This is a genomic window from Psychrobacillus vulpis (genome assembly GCF_006861825.1).
GTDB lineage: Bacteria > Bacillota > Bacilli > Bacillales_A > Planococcaceae > Psychrobacillus > Psychrobacillus vulpis.
In genome coordinates this window covers 38,907-55,382 of sequence record NZ_VDGI01000006.1, presented here as the reverse complement: position 1 = coordinate 55,382, position 16,476 = coordinate 38,907, and the positions used below count along the sequence as shown (strand labels likewise).

Here is a 16,476-nt window from a genome sequence, read left to right as displayed (position 1 = left end):
CGTCCTGCGGCAACGCCTTCATGACCAACATCCTGTTGGCCCGAGGCTTGGCGCGAGCCCGCGGAAAGCGCCCGCCTGGAGCGATTCCTAAAGGAAAAGCACAATAATCACTATGTTCTTAATACATTTTGATTCATAAAAATGCATTTGTCGACAAGCTGAAGACTGCTAATGTAAAATGAGCAGTCTGTTGATTTCATAATCTATAGAACGGGATAAGTCCTTTTTTATAAAAGAAGGAAACTAAATTTAAGAATAGAGCAGGGACTTTCTTAATAAAATAGGGTTTACAGTAATGCTGATAATAGGCCTTTCTTAAATTATGCCACTGCTTACACTCTTTCTTTTGTCTATAACGTGCAACGTCAATAATTTTTATATCACCTTTAGATGTGATAAAAATGTTTTTTAAATGAATGTCTGAAGGATTCAATCCTTTAGCAGCTATTGCTAATGCGTAATCTATTTCCTTCATATGGGTATTGGTTATGATAATTCCTTTAGTCAAACATTCGAAAAGTGTTACTCCTTTAATATAATCTATAACAATGTAATTCGATCCAGACTCATAAATAGTAGGGAAATAAGAGTTACCTTGGACGATTGTGTAAATTTCTGCCTCTTCTTTCGCAATGTACTTTAAATGTGAGAAAAATATTTTCAATGCTTTATTTGATGATTTTATTTTAAAAACGAATGCGCTTCTACCTTTTCCAATAAGTTCTAAAGAATTATCATAACTTATAAGTCGATTTTTCTTATCTATAATTACTGTATTTGCAACTGTTTCATAAGTTCCCAAAGTTTTTGACCTCCTACTAATTATAAGAAATAAAAAGAGACGTTATAACCAATTCTTGGCTACATCGTCTCTAAAAAAAAGACCTTACCAAATAATTGGTAAGGTCTCGCAAACAACTGTTGTTGCCAACAAAGCCGAGGATTAGATTCCTGTATTGACGACTTTGTTGAATAGCTACTCCCCTTAACGGAAGTTGAATATTCTTTTGTAGTTTTAGTATAAATGCTATAAATTTTGGGGTCAATTATTAGGATTGTCATACTTGTATAACTGTTACTTTCTTAAAACTCCACAATTTGAGGAGCCTCTCCTATATTCATAATACGAATTTGTGTTGGAGTAATTTTCAGTATGACAAGGTCGGGATCTTCGGGACCTTCAAACCATCCCTTCAAATGTTTGTTCCACACTTTTTCTTTCATACCCTCTTCTTGTGATTCTTCAACTGTCCCTTCAATTTCTAAAAAAGCATCATCAAGTCCTTTACCCTCATACCCTAACAAAATATGGGTGTTTGGATTCTTTTGCACTTCTTCCACTTTGTGAGTCTTTTTACTTGTTGCTGTGTATATTATGAAGTCATCGTGAAAGAATGTCATATACCGAGAATGTGGCTTATTATCTTGAATCGTCGCCATTGTACCAATCATACTATCGTTCAAAATTTTAAGTGCCATATCTTTTGTTGTTTTAACCATTCATAATCGTCTCCTTCTAATCATCTCCTTTTATTCTTGCTATATTATTTGTAATTATTCAAATAAGTATTATATAAAATACTTTCCCCAAGTTTTTAAAAATTGAATGGTACGACTTTTCCCTTTTTCCAATAGATCGTCTTTCATTTCTTCCGTCAGATCAAATTGGGTTGCACTATAGTCATCCACTGGTATGAATATTATGTTCTTTTCATGTTTTCTAGAAATATATCGCTCATCATGTGCATTTTTCATCGTGGAAAAAAGTGCCTCGAATAATTGCAAGCCATTGTCTATCTGATGTCCTGACAACTCATCCGAGCTACGACTTAGTTTTATTCCAAGAACAGGACGCTCTTTATTTCCATTATCAAAAATCCACATTGGAAAATTGCTTAATACACCGCCGTCTACTACTATCGTATCACCTGAACCAACTTTCAATCGGACAGGTTCAAAGAAAAAAGGAATTCCACAGCTCATGCGTAATGCTCGAGCAACCGGAAAGCTACTTGCTGATATTCCGTAATTCTCCAAATCATCAGGGAGAACCATCATCTTACCATTTGTTAAATCAGAAGCAACAAGTTTTAATACACCTGGCTGTAAATCGGAAAATGTATATACACCTTTTATCGCCAACTTCTCTAAAAACCAATTCTCTAATGATTTTCCTTGGTATAAACCAAGTCTCCAATATAGATTAATCCATTTCATGAATGGAATAGGAAGCATTGGTTTACGTGGATCAAGGAAGGTAAGTACATCGAGTTCATTCAACATACTTTCAATCTCCTTACTTGAAAAACCAGCAGCTATAAAACCTGCAAGAATAGCTCCGGCACTCGTGCCAGCAACTCGCTTGAATCGATACCCCTTTTCTTCCAAAACTTGATATGCTCCAACTAAAGCAAAACCCTTTAATCCCCCCCCAGAAAAAACACCGTCGATTAACATATGAATCTCTCCTTTTTTCTTGGCGTTGTTACAATGTAAGAAAAATGAAGAAGAAATAGAACTGAAGGAAAAATTTTACGGTGAAGGCTAAGTGCCCTCACCGTAATGTTAAATATTTAATTTGGAAGGATTGTTTTTATTACTTGGTTTAGCTTTATTTTCGTTATCATTTTTTTGCTTTGCCTTATTATTCTGTCCAACTACATCTAGATCATCTGGGCTAACATCGTATCCGAATCCGTATTCTTCACGGTCTAAAGATTTCCTAGGATTTTTATCTCTTGGCATGAATTTTCACCTCCATGCCAAATAATTTGTGCAAATAGAAAGGTTTTATTCTTAGTTAACTTGAATAGTACTCTCGTGCAAGTCTTTTTTGACGACTATTAACTATTCAAGTGTTTCATTTCTTTTATTTTCATATCAAGCAACTGCATTACCTCTTTTAGTCTTTCTTTTGGAAAAGTTGCATACTGGTCACCAATACTTACTTCGTAAGAACAAGACTCTTCTGTTACTTCGTTTAAATAACCCGTTAAGCCAACACCTGTTACCTCATATATTTCTAATAATAAAGGTTCCATCTGCACTTTTGGTGCATGAAAATGAACATGAAACATATTTGAAACAGGTTTAATTGGCATAGTCGAAACAGAATGACATGAATTAAAAAGTTCAGCAAGCTCTTTTGCATCTTTGTAGTATTGCTCCATTTTGGATGATCTTTTATTAAAATAAAAATCAGCACTTACGATATACGGATACAAACTGATTAAATCTCCTCCGTGGCGTCTTTTCCAAACTTTGGATTCTTCAGTGAATTCTTTATCACCTGCAAGAATAGCTCCTGCAATCCCACCAATTCCTTTGTAAAACGAAATATATACACTATCAAAAAGGCTACAAATTTCTGCAGCTGATTTTTGGTAATATGGAAGGATTTCAAATAGCCTTGCTCCATCTAAATGCAGCTTAATGCCTTTTTTACGGCAATATTTGGAGATTTCTTCAATCGTTTTGATATCTGGTAACTGACCACCTATTTCTCGTTGAGGCAATTCAAGCAATATGCAAGCAACTTCTTCTTCCATACTCAACACATCTTCCAATTCTATTAATCTGCTTTGATTAGCTAACAAAACTGTCTCGATGTGATGCAATTCCTTTAATCCATCTTCTTCATGAATTTCTAAATGGCATAATGGATGGTAAGCAACTTTTTTCAACCCTTTTTTATCACACCATATACGTAACGCTATTTGCTGTGCCATTGTACCGCTTGGGAAAAATACTGCCGTATCTTTTCCTAAGTACTTCGCCATCTTCACTTGAAAGTCTTCAATAATCTGTCCTTTACCATACACATCACTTTCTTGTTGACCATCCAACTCTTGCAATGCACTTTTAAGTATTTGAATATCTCTCTTCCCGTGTCCCGATACTTGATACTTAGTTTTTTTAAATGCCTCTAATAGTGAATTGGCTGTACTCATTTTGTCTGACTCCTGTCCATTTTTTGAATAATTGCAATTTGTTTAATAGTATAGCATTATAAGCATATTCAAAAGACATGAAAATTACTTCATCCACTATTTATATAATTCCAATTTATTTCCTCCAATGATTGGTTTCATATAAATACTCCATTCTGCATTATATTCGATACAATATACCCTTTTCTTATATAAAAAAAATGAAACTTACAATTCCGATATATTAGTCCAATATGTTTCTTTTCATACACAAAGGGAATAATGAAATTGACCACTATTAATGATGGGGAGGATTTCCATGACAACTGAAAACTATGAAAAAATTCATAAGGAAGTTTTAGGACAAACACAAGATCATCAACCAGGTGTTGAAGAAAAAATGACACCTGCTCCCATTTACGATGACACTAACTATAAAGGTTCTGAAAAAATGAAGGGAAAAGTTGCGCTTGTTACAGGCGGAGATAGTGGAATTGGTCGAGCAGTATCTGTTGCTTTCGCGAAAGAAGGTGCGAATGTCGCCATTGTTTATTTGGATGAAGATGAACAAGAAGACGCTGACAAAACAGTGAAACATATAGAATATTATGGGGTTAGAGCATTAAAAATCAAAACAGATTTGAGCGATGATGAAAACTGTCAACATGCAGTGGATCAAGTCATTCAAGAATTTGGTCAACTCAATATATTAGTTAATAATGCAGGAAAACAATTCCCTACAACTGATTTTTTGGCCATTACACCTGATCAGTTACAGGAAACGTTCTCTACGAATATTTACTCCATGTTCTATTTGACGCAAGCAGCCCTTCCCCATATGTCCAATGGAGATACAATTGTAAACACGTCTTCTGTTACGGCATACCGTGGATCACCAGATCTTATTGACTACTCAGCAACAAAAGGAGCAATAACCTCCTTCACCAGATCCCTTGCATTAAATTTGATAGAGAAAGGCATTCGCGTTAATGCTGTAGCTCCTGGTCCTATTTGGACACCACTCATCCCTGCTACTTTTGATAAGGAGAAAGTAGAAAAACACGGGGATGACACCCCTATAGGAAGACGTGGTCAACCTGCAGAAAATGCACCTGCTTTTGTGTTTTTAGCTTCTAATGACTCTAGCTACATGACCGGCCAAACGATTCACGTCGATGGTGGAGACTTTGTGGGATCCTAATACAAATAAATAGGAAAAAGAAGCTTTTCGCCATAGCAAAAAGCTTCTTTTTTTGTGGTTTTATCGCGTTCAAGGTTGAATTTGTCGCTTTTACAAATCAATTGCTTTCCCAATCAACCTATGAATTTTTTGAAAGCAAGCACGGCATTATGTCCACCAAAACCAAAACCATTTGAAAGTGCATAGTTTATTTCTGTTTTCACGGCTTCGTTTGGAACATAATTCAAATCACATTCTTCATCCGAATTTTCATAATTAATTGTAGCAGGTGCGATACCTTCCACTGTACTTTTAAGCGTTATTATCGCTTCAACGCCACCAGCCGCTCCGAATAAGTGACCCGTCATCGATTTTGTAGAACTTACTTTCAAGTCATATGCATGAGCACCAAAAGTAGCTTTAATAGCTCTCGTTTCTGATTTATCTCCTTCTGGTGTACTTGTTCCATGCGCATTAATATAATCAATTTCTGTCGGGTGAATTTGCGCCATATTTATTGCCAACTTCATAGCTCTTGCTGCCCCATCGAAATCAGGAGACGTAATATGATAGGCGTCTGTTGTTGAACCATAACCTACAATTTCACCTAAAATTGTTGCCCCCCGCTTTTTAGCATGTTCATACTCTTCCAATACTAATATTCCTGCCCCTTCTGACATAACAAATCCATCACGATTCTTGTCAAATGGACGACTAGCTTTTTCTGGAGAATCATTTAAAGTAGACATCGCTCTCATTCTTGAAAAGGCAGCAAAAGATAACGGATTTATAGATGCTTCTGCTCCTCCTGCCACTATTGCATCCGAATAACCATGTAATATATTTAAATAGGCTTCACCAATTGCATGATTCGCCGTTGCGCAAGCAGAAACAGGAGAAAAACTTGGACCTTTTAAACCGAATTTAATCGCAATAATACCAGTCGCCATATTACTAATCATCATGGGCACCATAAATGGAGATACTTTTCTTGCTCCCTTATCTAGCATCAGTTTATGATTCTCAAGGGTTGTGTTAATACCCCCAATTCCCGAACCTACATAAACACCTATACGTTCTTTATTAACCGTATTCAGGTCAAGTTGCGATTGATCTAACGCTTGCTTTGCTGCTGCATAGGCGTACTGTGTGAACAAATCATATTTACCTAATTCTTTTTTATCAAAGTATTTTTCCGCGGGAAAGTCAGTTACACTACCAGCGATTTGCGTGTTTATCTCTTTAAATTCATCAGACTCAATTTTCTTGATACCGGATTTACCCTCTTTAATACTATTCCAAAATGTATCTACATTATTTCCTAACGGTGATACCACTCCATACCCTGTTACAACAACTCGACGTTCCATCTAATCCCTCCAATAATTTCGTCATGTCTTCATATTTAGCTATTTTCAATATTCCCATTTACAAGCAGTTTTAATTGAGCAAATACTGTTGAATATAAACCTTCTCCTACTACACGTCTATATTGAAGTGCACCTTTCGTGCTTGAGATAAGAAGGACAGCTAATGCTTCAGTATCTTGTATTTGTTGGAGCCTACCATCTTTCTTTAACTCATCAAGTAATTCTTTGAGATAATCTATTTCCATCTGACTCAATTGACGTACACTCTCCTGCATTGAGGTTGGTAGAAAATGAAAGTCTGCCTGCAAAGACGATATAGGACATACTTCATTTATTTTAATTTGATTTGCTCTACTTAAAATAAACTCCAATGGCTTTTCTTCAATATCCATCTGCACTTCATTTATTTGAATAAACGAATTTTCTAGCCCTTCTCTTAATTTTGCGCATATTGCAAGACCTAAGTCCTCCTTTTTCTCAAAGTGATAATGAATGCTCGCTTTTGTTACTCTAAGTTCTTTAGCCAAATCATCATAGCTAAAAGATAAATAACCCTTTTCCCGTATATTCCTAAGTGCTAACTCAATGATTTGTGATTTTCTATTTTCCATTTTTTCATACTAACTTACTAGTAGGTAAGTGTCAATTACATATAAATTTACTTCTAAATAAAAACACATAATACATTACACTTTAAGTAATGTATTATGTGCCCAGTGGATCAAATTCTTTGTCTAACTAATTTCACTATTATTTAAAAATCAAAGTTGTCAGGATCTGGTCCCACTCGATGATTCTGATTCAAACTATCGATTTGCTTCATATCCTCCTCTGTTAATACAAAATCAAATACATTTGCGTTTTCTGTAATTCGATGTTCTTTTGTTGATTTTGGAATTGTTATAACACCATTTTGTAAGTCCCAACGTAGAATGATTTGAGCTACAGATTTACCATATTTATTGGCAATTTCCTGAAGCTCTACGTTATCGAGTAATTGTCCTTGCATAAGCGGTGACCATGCCTCTAGTTGAATACTTTGTTCCTTACAGTACATTTGTAGTTCTTTTTGTGTCAATCGTGGATGATATTCTACTTGATTCACCATCGGTTTAATTTCCGCGTCCTTCATCAAATTCTCCAAGTGATGAATTTGGAAGTTACTTACACCGATTGCTTTCACTTTACCTTCTTTATAAAGGGTTTCTAATGCTCGCCACGCTTCATTATATTTACCTTCGACTGGCCAATGGATAAGATATAAATCCAAGTAATCCAAGCCTAGTTTAGTCAAGCTTTCTTCATAAGCTGCAATCGTCTTTTCGTATCCTAATTCTGAATTCCAAACCTTCGAAGTGATGAAAAGATCCTCTCTTGCAATATCTGCTTCTTTCATTGCTTTACGGATACCTTGTCCGACCCCGACTTCATTGCCGTAAATAGCAGCTGTATCAATACTGCGATAACCATGTAAAATAGCCGTTTTTACAGCATTTACAAGTTCTTGACCTTCTTCTACTTTAAATACCCCAAGACCAAACCAAGGCATTTCAACACCGTTATTCAACTTTGTTCTAGATTGTAAATTTTTTATCATTTCTCTTTCCTCCATTTATATTAATATTGTGTTTTGGATACGCTTAATCTTTGCTTGTCTTTTCTTTCCAACACTCGACTTATACCAGTAAATATTGCTGCTAATACAACCATTAATGCCCCAATCCAAGCAGTATGGATAAGTCCAATAGAGTCTGCTACAACACCACCTAAATAAGACCCTATTGCAATCCCTGCATTAAATGCAGCGATGTTCATAGCAGATGCGACGTCAACAGCTCTTGGAACAAAACGTTCAGCTAACATTACGACATACACTTGGAGCCCTGGGACGTTCATGAATGCAAACAAACCCATTAAGATGATAGTCACTAATCCGGCTACTTTAAATGGAATTGTAAACGTTAAAACAAAAAGCACTATTGCTTGTGCAATAAACATATAGAACAACGAACCAATCGGATTTTTATTTGAAAGTTTCCCTCCAATCACGTTGCCAATTGCAATTGCTATTCCATAAACGAGTAAAATAATCGTAACAGTTCCTTGTTCAAAACCAGTTATTGTTTGAAGCAATGGGGATAAATAAGTGAATACGACAAATGTACCCCCATAACCAAGTGCTGTAATACTTAAAATCAATAATATTCGGCTATTTGTCAAGAGCTTTACTTGGTCCCGAATAGTTGTTGAGTTACCCTTTCTTAAATCGGATGGAACAAGAATACTATTTGCGATAAATCCTATAATTCCTATTATAACAATGGATACAAAAGCAAAACGCCAGCCAAACTGTTGGCCAATAAATGTACCAAATGGTACTCCTGTAATAGTAGCAACAGTTAGGCCTGTGAACATTATGGAAATGGCGCTTGCTCTACGATCTTCAGGTACTAAATCAGCAGCAATAGTAGATCCAATCGACATAAAAACTCCATGTGAGAATGCTGCAATAACACGAGCAATTAATAGAAACGTAACGCTTGTTGCACTAGCAGCGATGCCGTTACCTATAATGAAGACTACCATGATCCATAATAATAAGGTTTTACGAGGCATTCTTGAAGTAATAGATGTTATAATAGGCGCTCCAAACATTACCCCTAATGCGTATAAGGAAACAGTAAGTCCTGCTGTTGTAAGTGATATATCTAAATCTTTGGAAATAAGCGGAAGAAGGCCCACACTAACAAATTCGGTTGTCCCAATTGCAAATGCACTAACCGCTAATGCAAGTAGCGCGAACATACTTCGCTTTTTATCTAAAGTCATTTTTCCCCATCCTTTCTTTACAGTGCTGTATTATTTAATCTCCGGAGAACAAAATGAAAATGTAATGTAATTCCACCGGCAAATGTTATTATGAATCCTAAGGATTAAAAATAAAAGTACGCACTTTCAAGTGATATAGGAACTAAAAAGTTATATAGGTACTTTTTAGTTCCTATAAATAAGGAGATTTCAAATGAAAAAAAAGAAGTATAATATTTCCGTTGAAGCAACATTAGAAGTAATCGGTGGAAAGTGGAAATGTGTAATTTTATGCCATTTAACTCATGGTAAGAAAAGAACAAGTGAATTGAAACGACTTATGCCTGACATTACACAGAAAATGTTAACGCAGCAGCTAAGGGAACTAGAAGCAGATGGTGTTATTAATCGAATCGCATACAATCAAGTTCCACCTAAAGTTGAATATGAATTAAGTGAATATGGTTTAAGTCTAGGCAGCATTTTAGATGCGTTATGTGCTTGGGGAGAAGTGCATATTACGAAAGTATATGGAGACAAGTTTTCCGTACTGGAGGATAGTATTTTAAACGACAAGCTTAAATAACAACCGCAGCGTGAGGGATCATTTCCTTCATTTTAGTGGTTTTTCATTGTCCAACTTTTATTGATGATTGTCCAACTTTTGGCGTTTATTATCCAACCTTTACTGGTGTTTGTCCAACTTATTAATAAGATTGTCCAAACTAACCAAAATAACGATTTAAATGTGGCCATGTCATCCAAAATCATTCTTCAGGAGATTAATAAAATAAAAACGAGGATCCGTTTAATTCGGAACCTCATTTTTATAAATTTACTTATAATGAACGTATAGAAACTTTTTTACCATCATATACATAAAGAGTTGGCTTCTTTTCAACAACCGTTTCCATGTACACTGATCTTCCCCAAAGCTGATAAATATATGGAAGTACATTTTCTAAATAGTGAGGGTCTAATTCAATTCCCTCATACCCATGTTTTAAATATAGTTCTCCGTTTCTCGAGTAGTCACCATCTTCAACTTCGATATATGGAAAACTTCCATTGACACGCATAGAAACTAGTTGGTCTCTAACATGCTCATAGTCTTTATCTGTTATTTGGTAGTTTCCATTTTTCTTTTCAAACAAATACAAATCTTCCTTCTTCACCAATTCTTTTGTTAAATAGTTTCGTATAAAGGAAATATCCGATTCAATTTCTCTAACTTCAAACATTTTTTCTCTTCCCGAGTTCGGTTTTACACCTAATCTTTTCATTTCTTCTGTAGGGTTATCATATCTTATTTCAATATCTTCAAAGATTTTCAATCCTAAATAATATGGATTAATACTTGTTTTAGAAGGCTGGACTACGTTTGCATTCAATTTTGCAAATTCTATCGTCTCATCAGAAGTTAAATCCATTTCTCTTATTATTCGCTGATGCCAATAGGACGCCCATCCTTCATTCATAATTTTTGTTTCTAATTGTGGCCAAAAATAAAGCATCTCTTCCCGCATCATCGTTAAAATATCCCGCTGCCAATCTTCCAATTCCCGACTATGCTCTTGGATAAATAACAGTAAATCCTTCTCTGGACTGAATGGAAATTTTTTTCTTTTTGGAACTAATGTAAACTTTCCTTTAGAAGGTTGATCTATATTCCATAAATCATCGTATGGTGTCTTTCTTATAACTTCTATCTCTTCTTCCTCTAAGTTAAAATCTGGCTGCTTCGGCCTTAATATCGAGGGGTCAATATGCTCTTGAATAGCTAATACAGCATCTAAAAAACTTTCTACCTCTTCTTTACCATAAAGCATTTCATAACCAGCAATTCGTTCAGCAGTTGCTGTCATACTTTCCACCATATCACGTCTTGTATTCGAAAAACGAACATTATTTTTAAAGAAATCACAATGGGCAAGCACATGTGCAATGATGAGCTTATTTTGAATGAGGCTGTTCGTATCGAGTAAAAATGCATAACAAGGATTCGAATTTATAACAAGTTCGTAGATTTGACTTAAACCAAAATCGTATTGCACTTTCATCTTATGAAATTGCTTACCAAAACTCCAATGGGTAAAACGTGTCGGCATTCCATACGCACCAAAAGTATAAATGATATCCGCAGGGCAAATTTCATAACGCATCGGAAAATAATCAAGTCCAAATCCAGATGCAATTTCCGTAATCTCAGCGATCGCATGATGAAGCTTTGTATCCATCAGATGACTCCTTTCCGATTTACACTGAAACATTGGATTTAAATAGACTCTTCAAAGCTTCATATACGTCATTTTTTTCTTTCAAAACATAATGACGAAACTTCGGATTAGCAATTGTTTTATACGTATTCATTAGAGTCGAATATCGGCTATGTGCATTTACTTCTCCATAACCAAACATACTAGAAACATCCATTAGATCATTTACAAGCTTTACACATTTCTCATTATCACTAGTCATATTTTCACCATCAGAAAAGTGAACCGGATAAATATTAAATCGTGCTGGATTATACTTTTCATGAATAAGTTCTAATGCTTTATAATATGCAGATGAACAAATCGTCCCTCCGCTCTCACCTTTTGAAAAAAAGGCTTCTTCTGATACGACTTTAGCTTCTGTATGATGTGCAATAAATTCAATTTCCACTGTTTCATATTTAGAGCGTAAAAATCTTGCCATCCAGAAAAAGAAACTTCTCGCACAATACTTTTCAAAAGCCCCCATCGATCCACTTGTATCCATCATTGCAAGAACAACTGCCTTGGATTCTGGTTTTATCACTTCATCCCAAACTTTAAAACGTAAGTCATCGTTATGAATTGGTGAAATTTCAGCCTTTCCTTTCATGGCATTTCGTTTAATGGCCGTAATAATAGTTCTTTTTTTATCAATATTTCCCATAAGACCCTTTTTTCGAATATCGTTAAATTCTACTTTATCTGTTGTAATATCAGCCTGTTCTTTTTGTTGTAAATTCGGTAACTCCATTTCGTTAAATAATACATTTTCTAACTCTTCAATCGTCACTTCTGCTTCGTAATAATCTTTCCCCGCTTGATCCCCAGCTTTTTTCCCTTGCCCTGATCCACTTTCTCCTTCATCTGAACCTCGAGCAATCACATCTCCTACTTGGCTATCGCCATCTCCTTGACCAACATGTTTTGTCTTATCATAGTTGTATCGAATTTTATATTCATCCAAAGAACGAATGGGTATTTTAATCACATCTCGTCCATTCGACATAATAATACTTTCTTCACTTATCAAATCGGGTAGGTTAGCTTTAATAGCTTCTTTTACTTTATCCATATGACGTTGTTGATCTTGGTGACCCTTACGGTGAAGTGACCAATTTTCCTGTGAGATGACATATTGATTATCTTGTTTTTCGTTCATTTCCATCAACACCTATCTAATTTTTTTATCATATGCGAAGACGACCAAGTTATTGACTTTATATATATAAAAAAACAAGACTAATGTTAATTAATCAGTCTTGTTTTTCCTGTTTATCTTGCTACTAAGTAAGCTATAAAATTTTCTACTTGTGGTAACTTTCTATAAGTACTAATGCTTAATCCAAAACCTTTTCCAATTCCTTATCGATTAAGAAGGCTCCCAACATAGCGCAATAATTCATTTGCTGAAGTCGAATTGTAGCCATACTCATCAATGAGTCTAGCGATTACCTCATTCACTTTTTTCAGATGCGTTTCATCTGGCGTTTTGCTGGAAGTAGTAATTTTAACAACATCTTTTAAATCCGCAAACAATTTTTTCTGAATTGCTTCACGTAACCGCTCATGGGAATTGTATTCAAATCGTTTTCCTTTTCTTGCGTAGGCTGAGAGGCGAATAAGAATTTCCTCTCTAAAAGCTTTTTTAGCATTTTCTGAAATGCCAATTTGCTCTTCAATAGAACGCATCAATTTCTCGTCAGGGTTCATTTCTTCCCCTGTAAGCGGGTCTCTCAATTTATTTTTATTACAAAAAGCCTCCACATTATCTAAATAATTATTCATTAATGTAATTGCTGATTCTTCATATGAATACACAAATGCTTTTTGAACTTCTTTTTTCGCAATTTCATCATACTCTTTTCTAGCGATTGCAATATAATTCATATATTTTTCTCGGTCTTCTTGTGAAATAGAAGCGTGTTGGTCCAGTCCTTCTTTCAGCGCACGTAAAACGTCCAGAGCATTGATTGCCGGCACTTCTTTACGAATAATTGCAGAAGAGATTCTGTTAATCACATAACGGGGATCAATACCGCTCATCCCCTCGTTAAGAGACTCTTTCTTCAATTCCTCTACGTCAATTTCGTTAAAACCTTCAATGCTTTCCCCATCATAAAGTCGCATTTTCTTTACAATATCAATACCTTGCTTTTTAGGAACTGCCAATCTTGTTAAAATGGAAAAAATAGCAGCTGCTCTTAGGGCATGTGGAGCGATGTGCACATGTGTCATATCACTTTCTTTGATCATCTTTTCATATATTCTTTCTTCCTGGCTTACCCTTAAATTATATGGAATTGGCATAACAATAATCCTTGAATGAAGTGCTTCATTCTTTTTATTCGATATAAAGGAACGGTACTCTGTTTCGTTCGTATGAGCGACAATTAGCTCATCAGCACTAATTAAAGCAAATCTCCCTGCCTTAAAATTACCTTCTTGTGTTAAAGACAATAAATGCCATAGAAACTTCTCATCTAATTTCAGCATTTCCTGGAATTCCATTATCCCTCTATTTGCTTTATTTAACTCTCCATCAAAACGGTAAGCACGAGGGTCTGACTCCGAACCGAATTCAGCAATTGTTGAAAAATCAATACTTCCAGTTAAGTCAGCTATATCTTGTGATTTCGGGTCAGATGGAGTAAACGTTCCAATTCCAACTCGTTTATCTTCTGAGAAAAAAATTCGCTCTATCATGACATTTTCAATATGTCCGTCATATTCCTTTTCAAGTCGCATCGTATTGAGTGGTGATAAACTTCCTTCAATTCGAATACCATATTCCTCTGTAAAATCTTCCCGTAAATGATGTGGAATTAGATGCAGAGGATCTTCATGCATCGGGCAACCTTTTATAGCGTATACTGCGCCCTCGTCTGTTCTAGAGTATTGTTCTAAACCACGCTTTAGTAAAGTCACAATGGAGGATTTACCTCCACTAACAGGTCCCATCAATAATAGAATTCGTTTCCGAACGTCTAGTCTTTTAGCAGCAGGATGAAAATATTCTTCTACAAGTCGTTCTATTGCTGTTTCAAGTCCAAATATTTCTTTTCCAAAGAAATGGTACAGCTTTTGCCCATCTCTTTCTATTAGACCTGAGCTTTTAATCATACTATAAACACGTGAATGAGCTGTTTGGGCAACTTCGGGTCTTTCCTTCAAAATGTCTAAAAAATCTTCGAAAGTACCTTCCCACTTCAATTTATTCTCTTCTTCTCTGTAGCTCTTCACCTTATTCAAAATATCCATCTATTCCCTCCATTCAGGGCGCTGTTTTATACATAGTATGAAAAGTTAGAGTTTATGATACATAATACTTTTATGAAACTGTGATATCTTTTTGCATTTATTCAGGCTAATTCAGTGTTCCACTGCCTATTGAAAAAACAGAATTAATTCCTTCAGATGTTTCGCCGTGTTTTTCAAGCTTGCCTTAGCTTTAATACTTACTCACCTTCATATGAATATCACTCCTACAAAAAAACACCCCTCGAAATTTCGAGAGATGTTAGAAACGAATATGCGCATAAAATGCTCCTATTTTTCTGAAGCTAGTTCATTAGAAGGTAATTCCACTTTTTGGTTATACAATGGCAAAATAAAGAACATTCCTATAAGGAATACGATAGCCGCTCCTTCAAAAATGAAAGTTAAAGAAAATTGCTCTTTCAAAATACCAGCAGCACTCATTGTTAGAACCATCGAACCTGTGAACAAAGGGCTTAAAATGCCATTGACCCTGCCTATAAAAGCACCTTCTGTCCTTTGTAAAATCATAGTATTAATACCAATTTGAATGCACGGTAGCATAAGTCCATTAAAAAACTCAGCTGTTAGCGTTAACCAAAGATTTGTAGACAATCCTAACACTGCTAAACCTATTCCATTGACAAGCATTCCAAACACAAGCAACCTCTGTGGAGGTACTGTTTTGGCAAACATCATCACGCCTGCCCCACCTAGAATCATTCCAATTCCATTAATCATAAACAACCATTGGAGATTTTCTTTTGGTAAGCCCAGTTGTTCTGTTACAAGAAAGATGGAAAGGGGTTGGATAAATCCTAAGCCTAGTCCAGCAGCCATAAAGCAAAAACCTAGCAAACTTAGTTCTTTCTTTCCTAACACATATTTAACTCCACTTTTCATTTCTTGCCATAATGAGGTAGTTCGAATCTCTTCTTCTGTTTTTCTGTCAGGTGGAAGAAAAGCGAGAGCTACTGCAGAAAGTATAAATGCTATACCGGTTATAGCAATGGATGTATTTATCCCAAAGGATTGAAAAGCGAAAGTCCCTAAAATAGGACCTAAAACCATAAATACTGCAAATATTGTTTGATAAACAGACATTCCGGCTTGTATTTGTTGTTCAGGCAAATGCATTTTAAATAACTTCATACCAGAAGGCTGAGAAAATTGAGACAAGATCGCAGATATCAATGTTGCAAAAAACACCACTTGCCAAGTTCCTAAAAATAGTGTGAAAAGCACTGCAAATACAGATATTGCACTTAAAATGTCACACCAGACCATTGTTCTTTTCGGACGCCAACGATCTGCAAACGTTCCTCCTATAAATGAAAAAATAAAAATTGGGGCGAATTCTGCTACAGAAATCATGGATACCGCAAAAGGATCACCGTTTGTCTGATCCATAACAAATAGTAAAACCGCAAAGTTACGTACCCAAATTCCAATCTGCAAAAACATCCCTGAAACAATAATTGCTTGAAAAACACGGTTGCTAAACAACCCAGATGATTGACTGTTTGATACATTTTCTCCCAAAATACGAACCTCCCTTAAATGGGATTAATTGTTCATTACCCCAAAATAATATTTCCATTTTTTGCTCATTTTATAATAATATTTTCAAGTCGAACAATCAATATTTTTTATCATTTCTATATGAGTTAAAACTC

15 protein-coding genes are annotated in these 16,476 nt (G+C 35.4%); 2 read left to right on the top strand and 13 right to left on the bottom strand.

Features of this window, described 5'->3' with window-relative positions; genetic code table 11:
• Positions 1 to 196 precede the first annotated feature (196 nt).
• From FG384_RS07770 to FG384_RS07750, 5 genes are all read right to left on the bottom strand, one after another.
• A complete protein-coding gene (locus tag FG384_RS07770) occupies positions 197 to 802 on the bottom strand; it encodes a protein kinase family protein (protein ID WP_142642028.1) in 606 nt (201 codons plus the stop codon).
• 281 nt (positions 803 to 1,083) lie between these two features.
• Positions 1,084 to 1,500, bottom strand: coding sequence for a pyridoxamine 5'-phosphate oxidase family protein (locus tag FG384_RS07765; protein ID WP_142642027.1), 417 nt, complete (start codon positions 1,498 to 1,500; stop codon positions 1,084 to 1,086).
• A gap of 69 nt (positions 1,501 to 1,569) precedes the next feature.
• Positions 1,570 to 2,457, bottom strand: a complete 888-nt coding sequence (locus tag FG384_RS07760) for a patatin-like phospholipase family protein (protein WP_142642026.1) — start codon at positions 2,455 to 2,457, stop codon at positions 1,570 to 1,572.
• Positions 2,458 to 2,565: 108 nt separating this feature from the next.
• On the bottom strand, positions 2,566 to 2,745 hold the full coding sequence (locus FG384_RS07755) for a hypothetical protein (protein ID WP_142642025.1): 180 nt from the start codon (positions 2,743 to 2,745) through the stop codon (positions 2,566 to 2,568).
• Positions 2,746 to 2,843: 98 nt separating this feature from the next.
• Entirely contained in the window at positions 2,844 to 3,950 is a 1,107-nt protein-coding gene (locus FG384_RS07750; RefSeq protein ID WP_142642024.1) for a threonine aldolase family protein, read from the bottom strand.
• A 298-nt stretch (positions 3,951 to 4,248) separates the two neighbouring features.
• Here FG384_RS07750 and FG384_RS07745 point away from each other — a divergent pair, with 298 nt between their 5' ends.
• Positions 4,249 to 5,130 (top strand): SDR family oxidoreductase, encoded by an 882-nt coding sequence (locus FG384_RS07745; protein WP_142642023.1) that lies wholly within the window; start codon positions 4,249 to 4,251, stop codon positions 5,128 to 5,130.
• Between the two features lie 113 nt (positions 5,131 to 5,243).
• Here FG384_RS07745 and fabF read toward each other — a convergent pair whose 3' ends face one another.
• From fabF to FG384_RS07725, 4 genes are all read right to left on the bottom strand, one after another.
• A complete protein-coding gene (gene fabF, locus FG384_RS07740) occupies positions 5,244 to 6,479 on the bottom strand; it encodes a beta-ketoacyl-ACP synthase II (protein WP_142642022.1) in 1,236 nt (411 codons plus the stop codon).
• Positions 6,480 to 6,514: 35 nt separating this feature from the next.
• The gene (locus tag FG384_RS07735; RefSeq protein WP_142642021.1) at positions 6,515 to 7,090 is read right to left on the bottom strand and encodes a TetR/AcrR family transcriptional regulator; all 576 of its coding nucleotides are present in this window, start codon (positions 7,088 to 7,090) and stop codon (positions 6,515 to 6,517) included.
• A gap of 143 nt (positions 7,091 to 7,233) precedes the next feature.
• Positions 7,234 to 8,076 (bottom strand): aldo/keto reductase, encoded by an 843-nt coding sequence (locus tag FG384_RS07730; protein WP_142642020.1) that lies wholly within the window; start codon positions 8,074 to 8,076, stop codon positions 7,234 to 7,236.
• Between the two features lie 20 nt (positions 8,077 to 8,096).
• On the bottom strand, positions 8,097 to 9,308 hold the full coding sequence (locus tag FG384_RS07725; RefSeq protein WP_142642019.1) for an MFS transporter: 1,212 nt from the start codon (positions 9,306 to 9,308) through the stop codon (positions 8,097 to 8,099).
• A 193-nt stretch (positions 9,309 to 9,501) separates the two neighbouring features.
• Between FG384_RS07725 and FG384_RS07720 the strand changes: the two genes are divergently transcribed.
• On the top strand, positions 9,502 to 9,873 hold the full coding sequence (locus FG384_RS07720; RefSeq protein ID WP_142642018.1) for a winged helix-turn-helix transcriptional regulator: 372 nt from the start codon (positions 9,502 to 9,504) through the stop codon (positions 9,871 to 9,873).
• A gap of 253 nt (positions 9,874 to 10,126) precedes the next feature.
• Here the strand turns inward: FG384_RS07720 and FG384_RS07715 are convergent, their stop codons facing one another.
• The 4 genes from FG384_RS07715 to FG384_RS07700 all read right to left on the bottom strand — a co-directional run bounded on the left by FG384_RS07715 (position 10,127) and on the right by FG384_RS07700 (position 16,342).
• Positions 10,127 to 11,524 (bottom strand): SpoVR family protein, encoded by a 1,398-nt coding sequence (locus FG384_RS07715; RefSeq protein WP_142642017.1) that lies wholly within the window; start codon positions 11,522 to 11,524, stop codon positions 10,127 to 10,129.
• 19 nt (positions 11,525 to 11,543) lie between these two features.
• Complete coding sequence (gene yhbH / locus FG384_RS07710; protein WP_142642016.1) at positions 11,544 to 12,704, bottom strand: sporulation protein YhbH; 1,161 nt, start codon at positions 12,702 to 12,704, stop codon at positions 11,544 to 11,546.
• 203 nt (positions 12,705 to 12,907) lie between these two features.
• Positions 12,908 to 14,803 (bottom strand): PrkA family serine protein kinase, encoded by a 1,896-nt coding sequence (locus FG384_RS07705; protein WP_142642015.1) that lies wholly within the window; start codon positions 14,801 to 14,803, stop codon positions 12,908 to 12,910.
• Between the two features lie 288 nt (positions 14,804 to 15,091).
• Positions 15,092 to 16,342: an MFS transporter gene (locus FG384_RS07700; RefSeq protein WP_142642014.1), complete on the bottom strand. Its 1,251-nt coding sequence runs from the start codon at positions 16,340 to 16,342 to the stop codon at positions 15,092 to 15,094.
• Between the last annotated feature and the right edge of the window lie 134 nt (positions 16,343 to 16,476).

Coding starts and splice junctions, on each gene's coding strand:
- FG384_RS07765 (WP_142642027.1), bottom strand. CDS start 1,500: ATGGTTAAAACAACAAAAGATATGGCACTTAAAATTTTGAACGATAGT.
- FG384_RS07760 (WP_142642026.1), bottom strand. CDS start 2,457: ATGTTAATCGACGGTGTTTTTTCTGGGGGGGGATTAAAGGGTTTTGCT.
- FG384_RS07755 (WP_142642025.1), bottom strand. CDS start 2,745: ATGCCAAGAGATAAAAATCCTAGGAAATCTTTAGACCGTGAAGAATAC.
- FG384_RS07750 (WP_142642024.1), bottom strand. CDS start 3,950: ATGAGTACAGCCAATTCACTATTAGAGGCATTTAAAAAAACTAAGTAT.
- FG384_RS07745 (WP_142642023.1), top strand. CDS start 4,249: ATGACAACTGAAAACTATGAAAAAATTCATAAGGAAGTTTTAGGACAA.
- fabF (WP_142642022.1), bottom strand. CDS start 6,479: ATGGAACGTCGAGTTGTTGTAACAGGGTATGGAGTGGTATCACCGTTA.
- FG384_RS07735 (WP_142642021.1), bottom strand. CDS start 7,090: ATGGAAAATAGAAAATCACAAATCATTGAGTTAGCACTTAGGAATATA.
- FG384_RS07730 (WP_142642020.1), bottom strand. CDS start 8,076: ATGATAAAAAATTTACAATCTAGAACAAAGTTGAATAACGGTGTTGAA.
- FG384_RS07725 (WP_142642019.1), bottom strand. CDS start 9,308: ATGACTTTAGATAAAAAGCGAAGTATGTTCGCGCTACTTGCATTAGCG.
- FG384_RS07720 (WP_142642018.1), top strand. CDS start 9,502: ATGAAAAAAAAGAAGTATAATATTTCCGTTGAAGCAACATTAGAAGTA.
- FG384_RS07715 (WP_142642017.1), bottom strand. CDS start 11,524: ATGGATACAAAGCTTCATCATGCGATCGCTGAGATTACGGAAATTGCA.
- yhbH (WP_142642016.1), bottom strand. CDS start 12,704: ATGAACGAAAAACAAGATAATCAATATGTCATCTCACAGGAAAATTGG.
- FG384_RS07705 (WP_142642015.1), bottom strand. CDS start 14,803: ATGGATATTTTGAATAAGGTGAAGAGCTACAGAGAAGAAGAGAATAAA.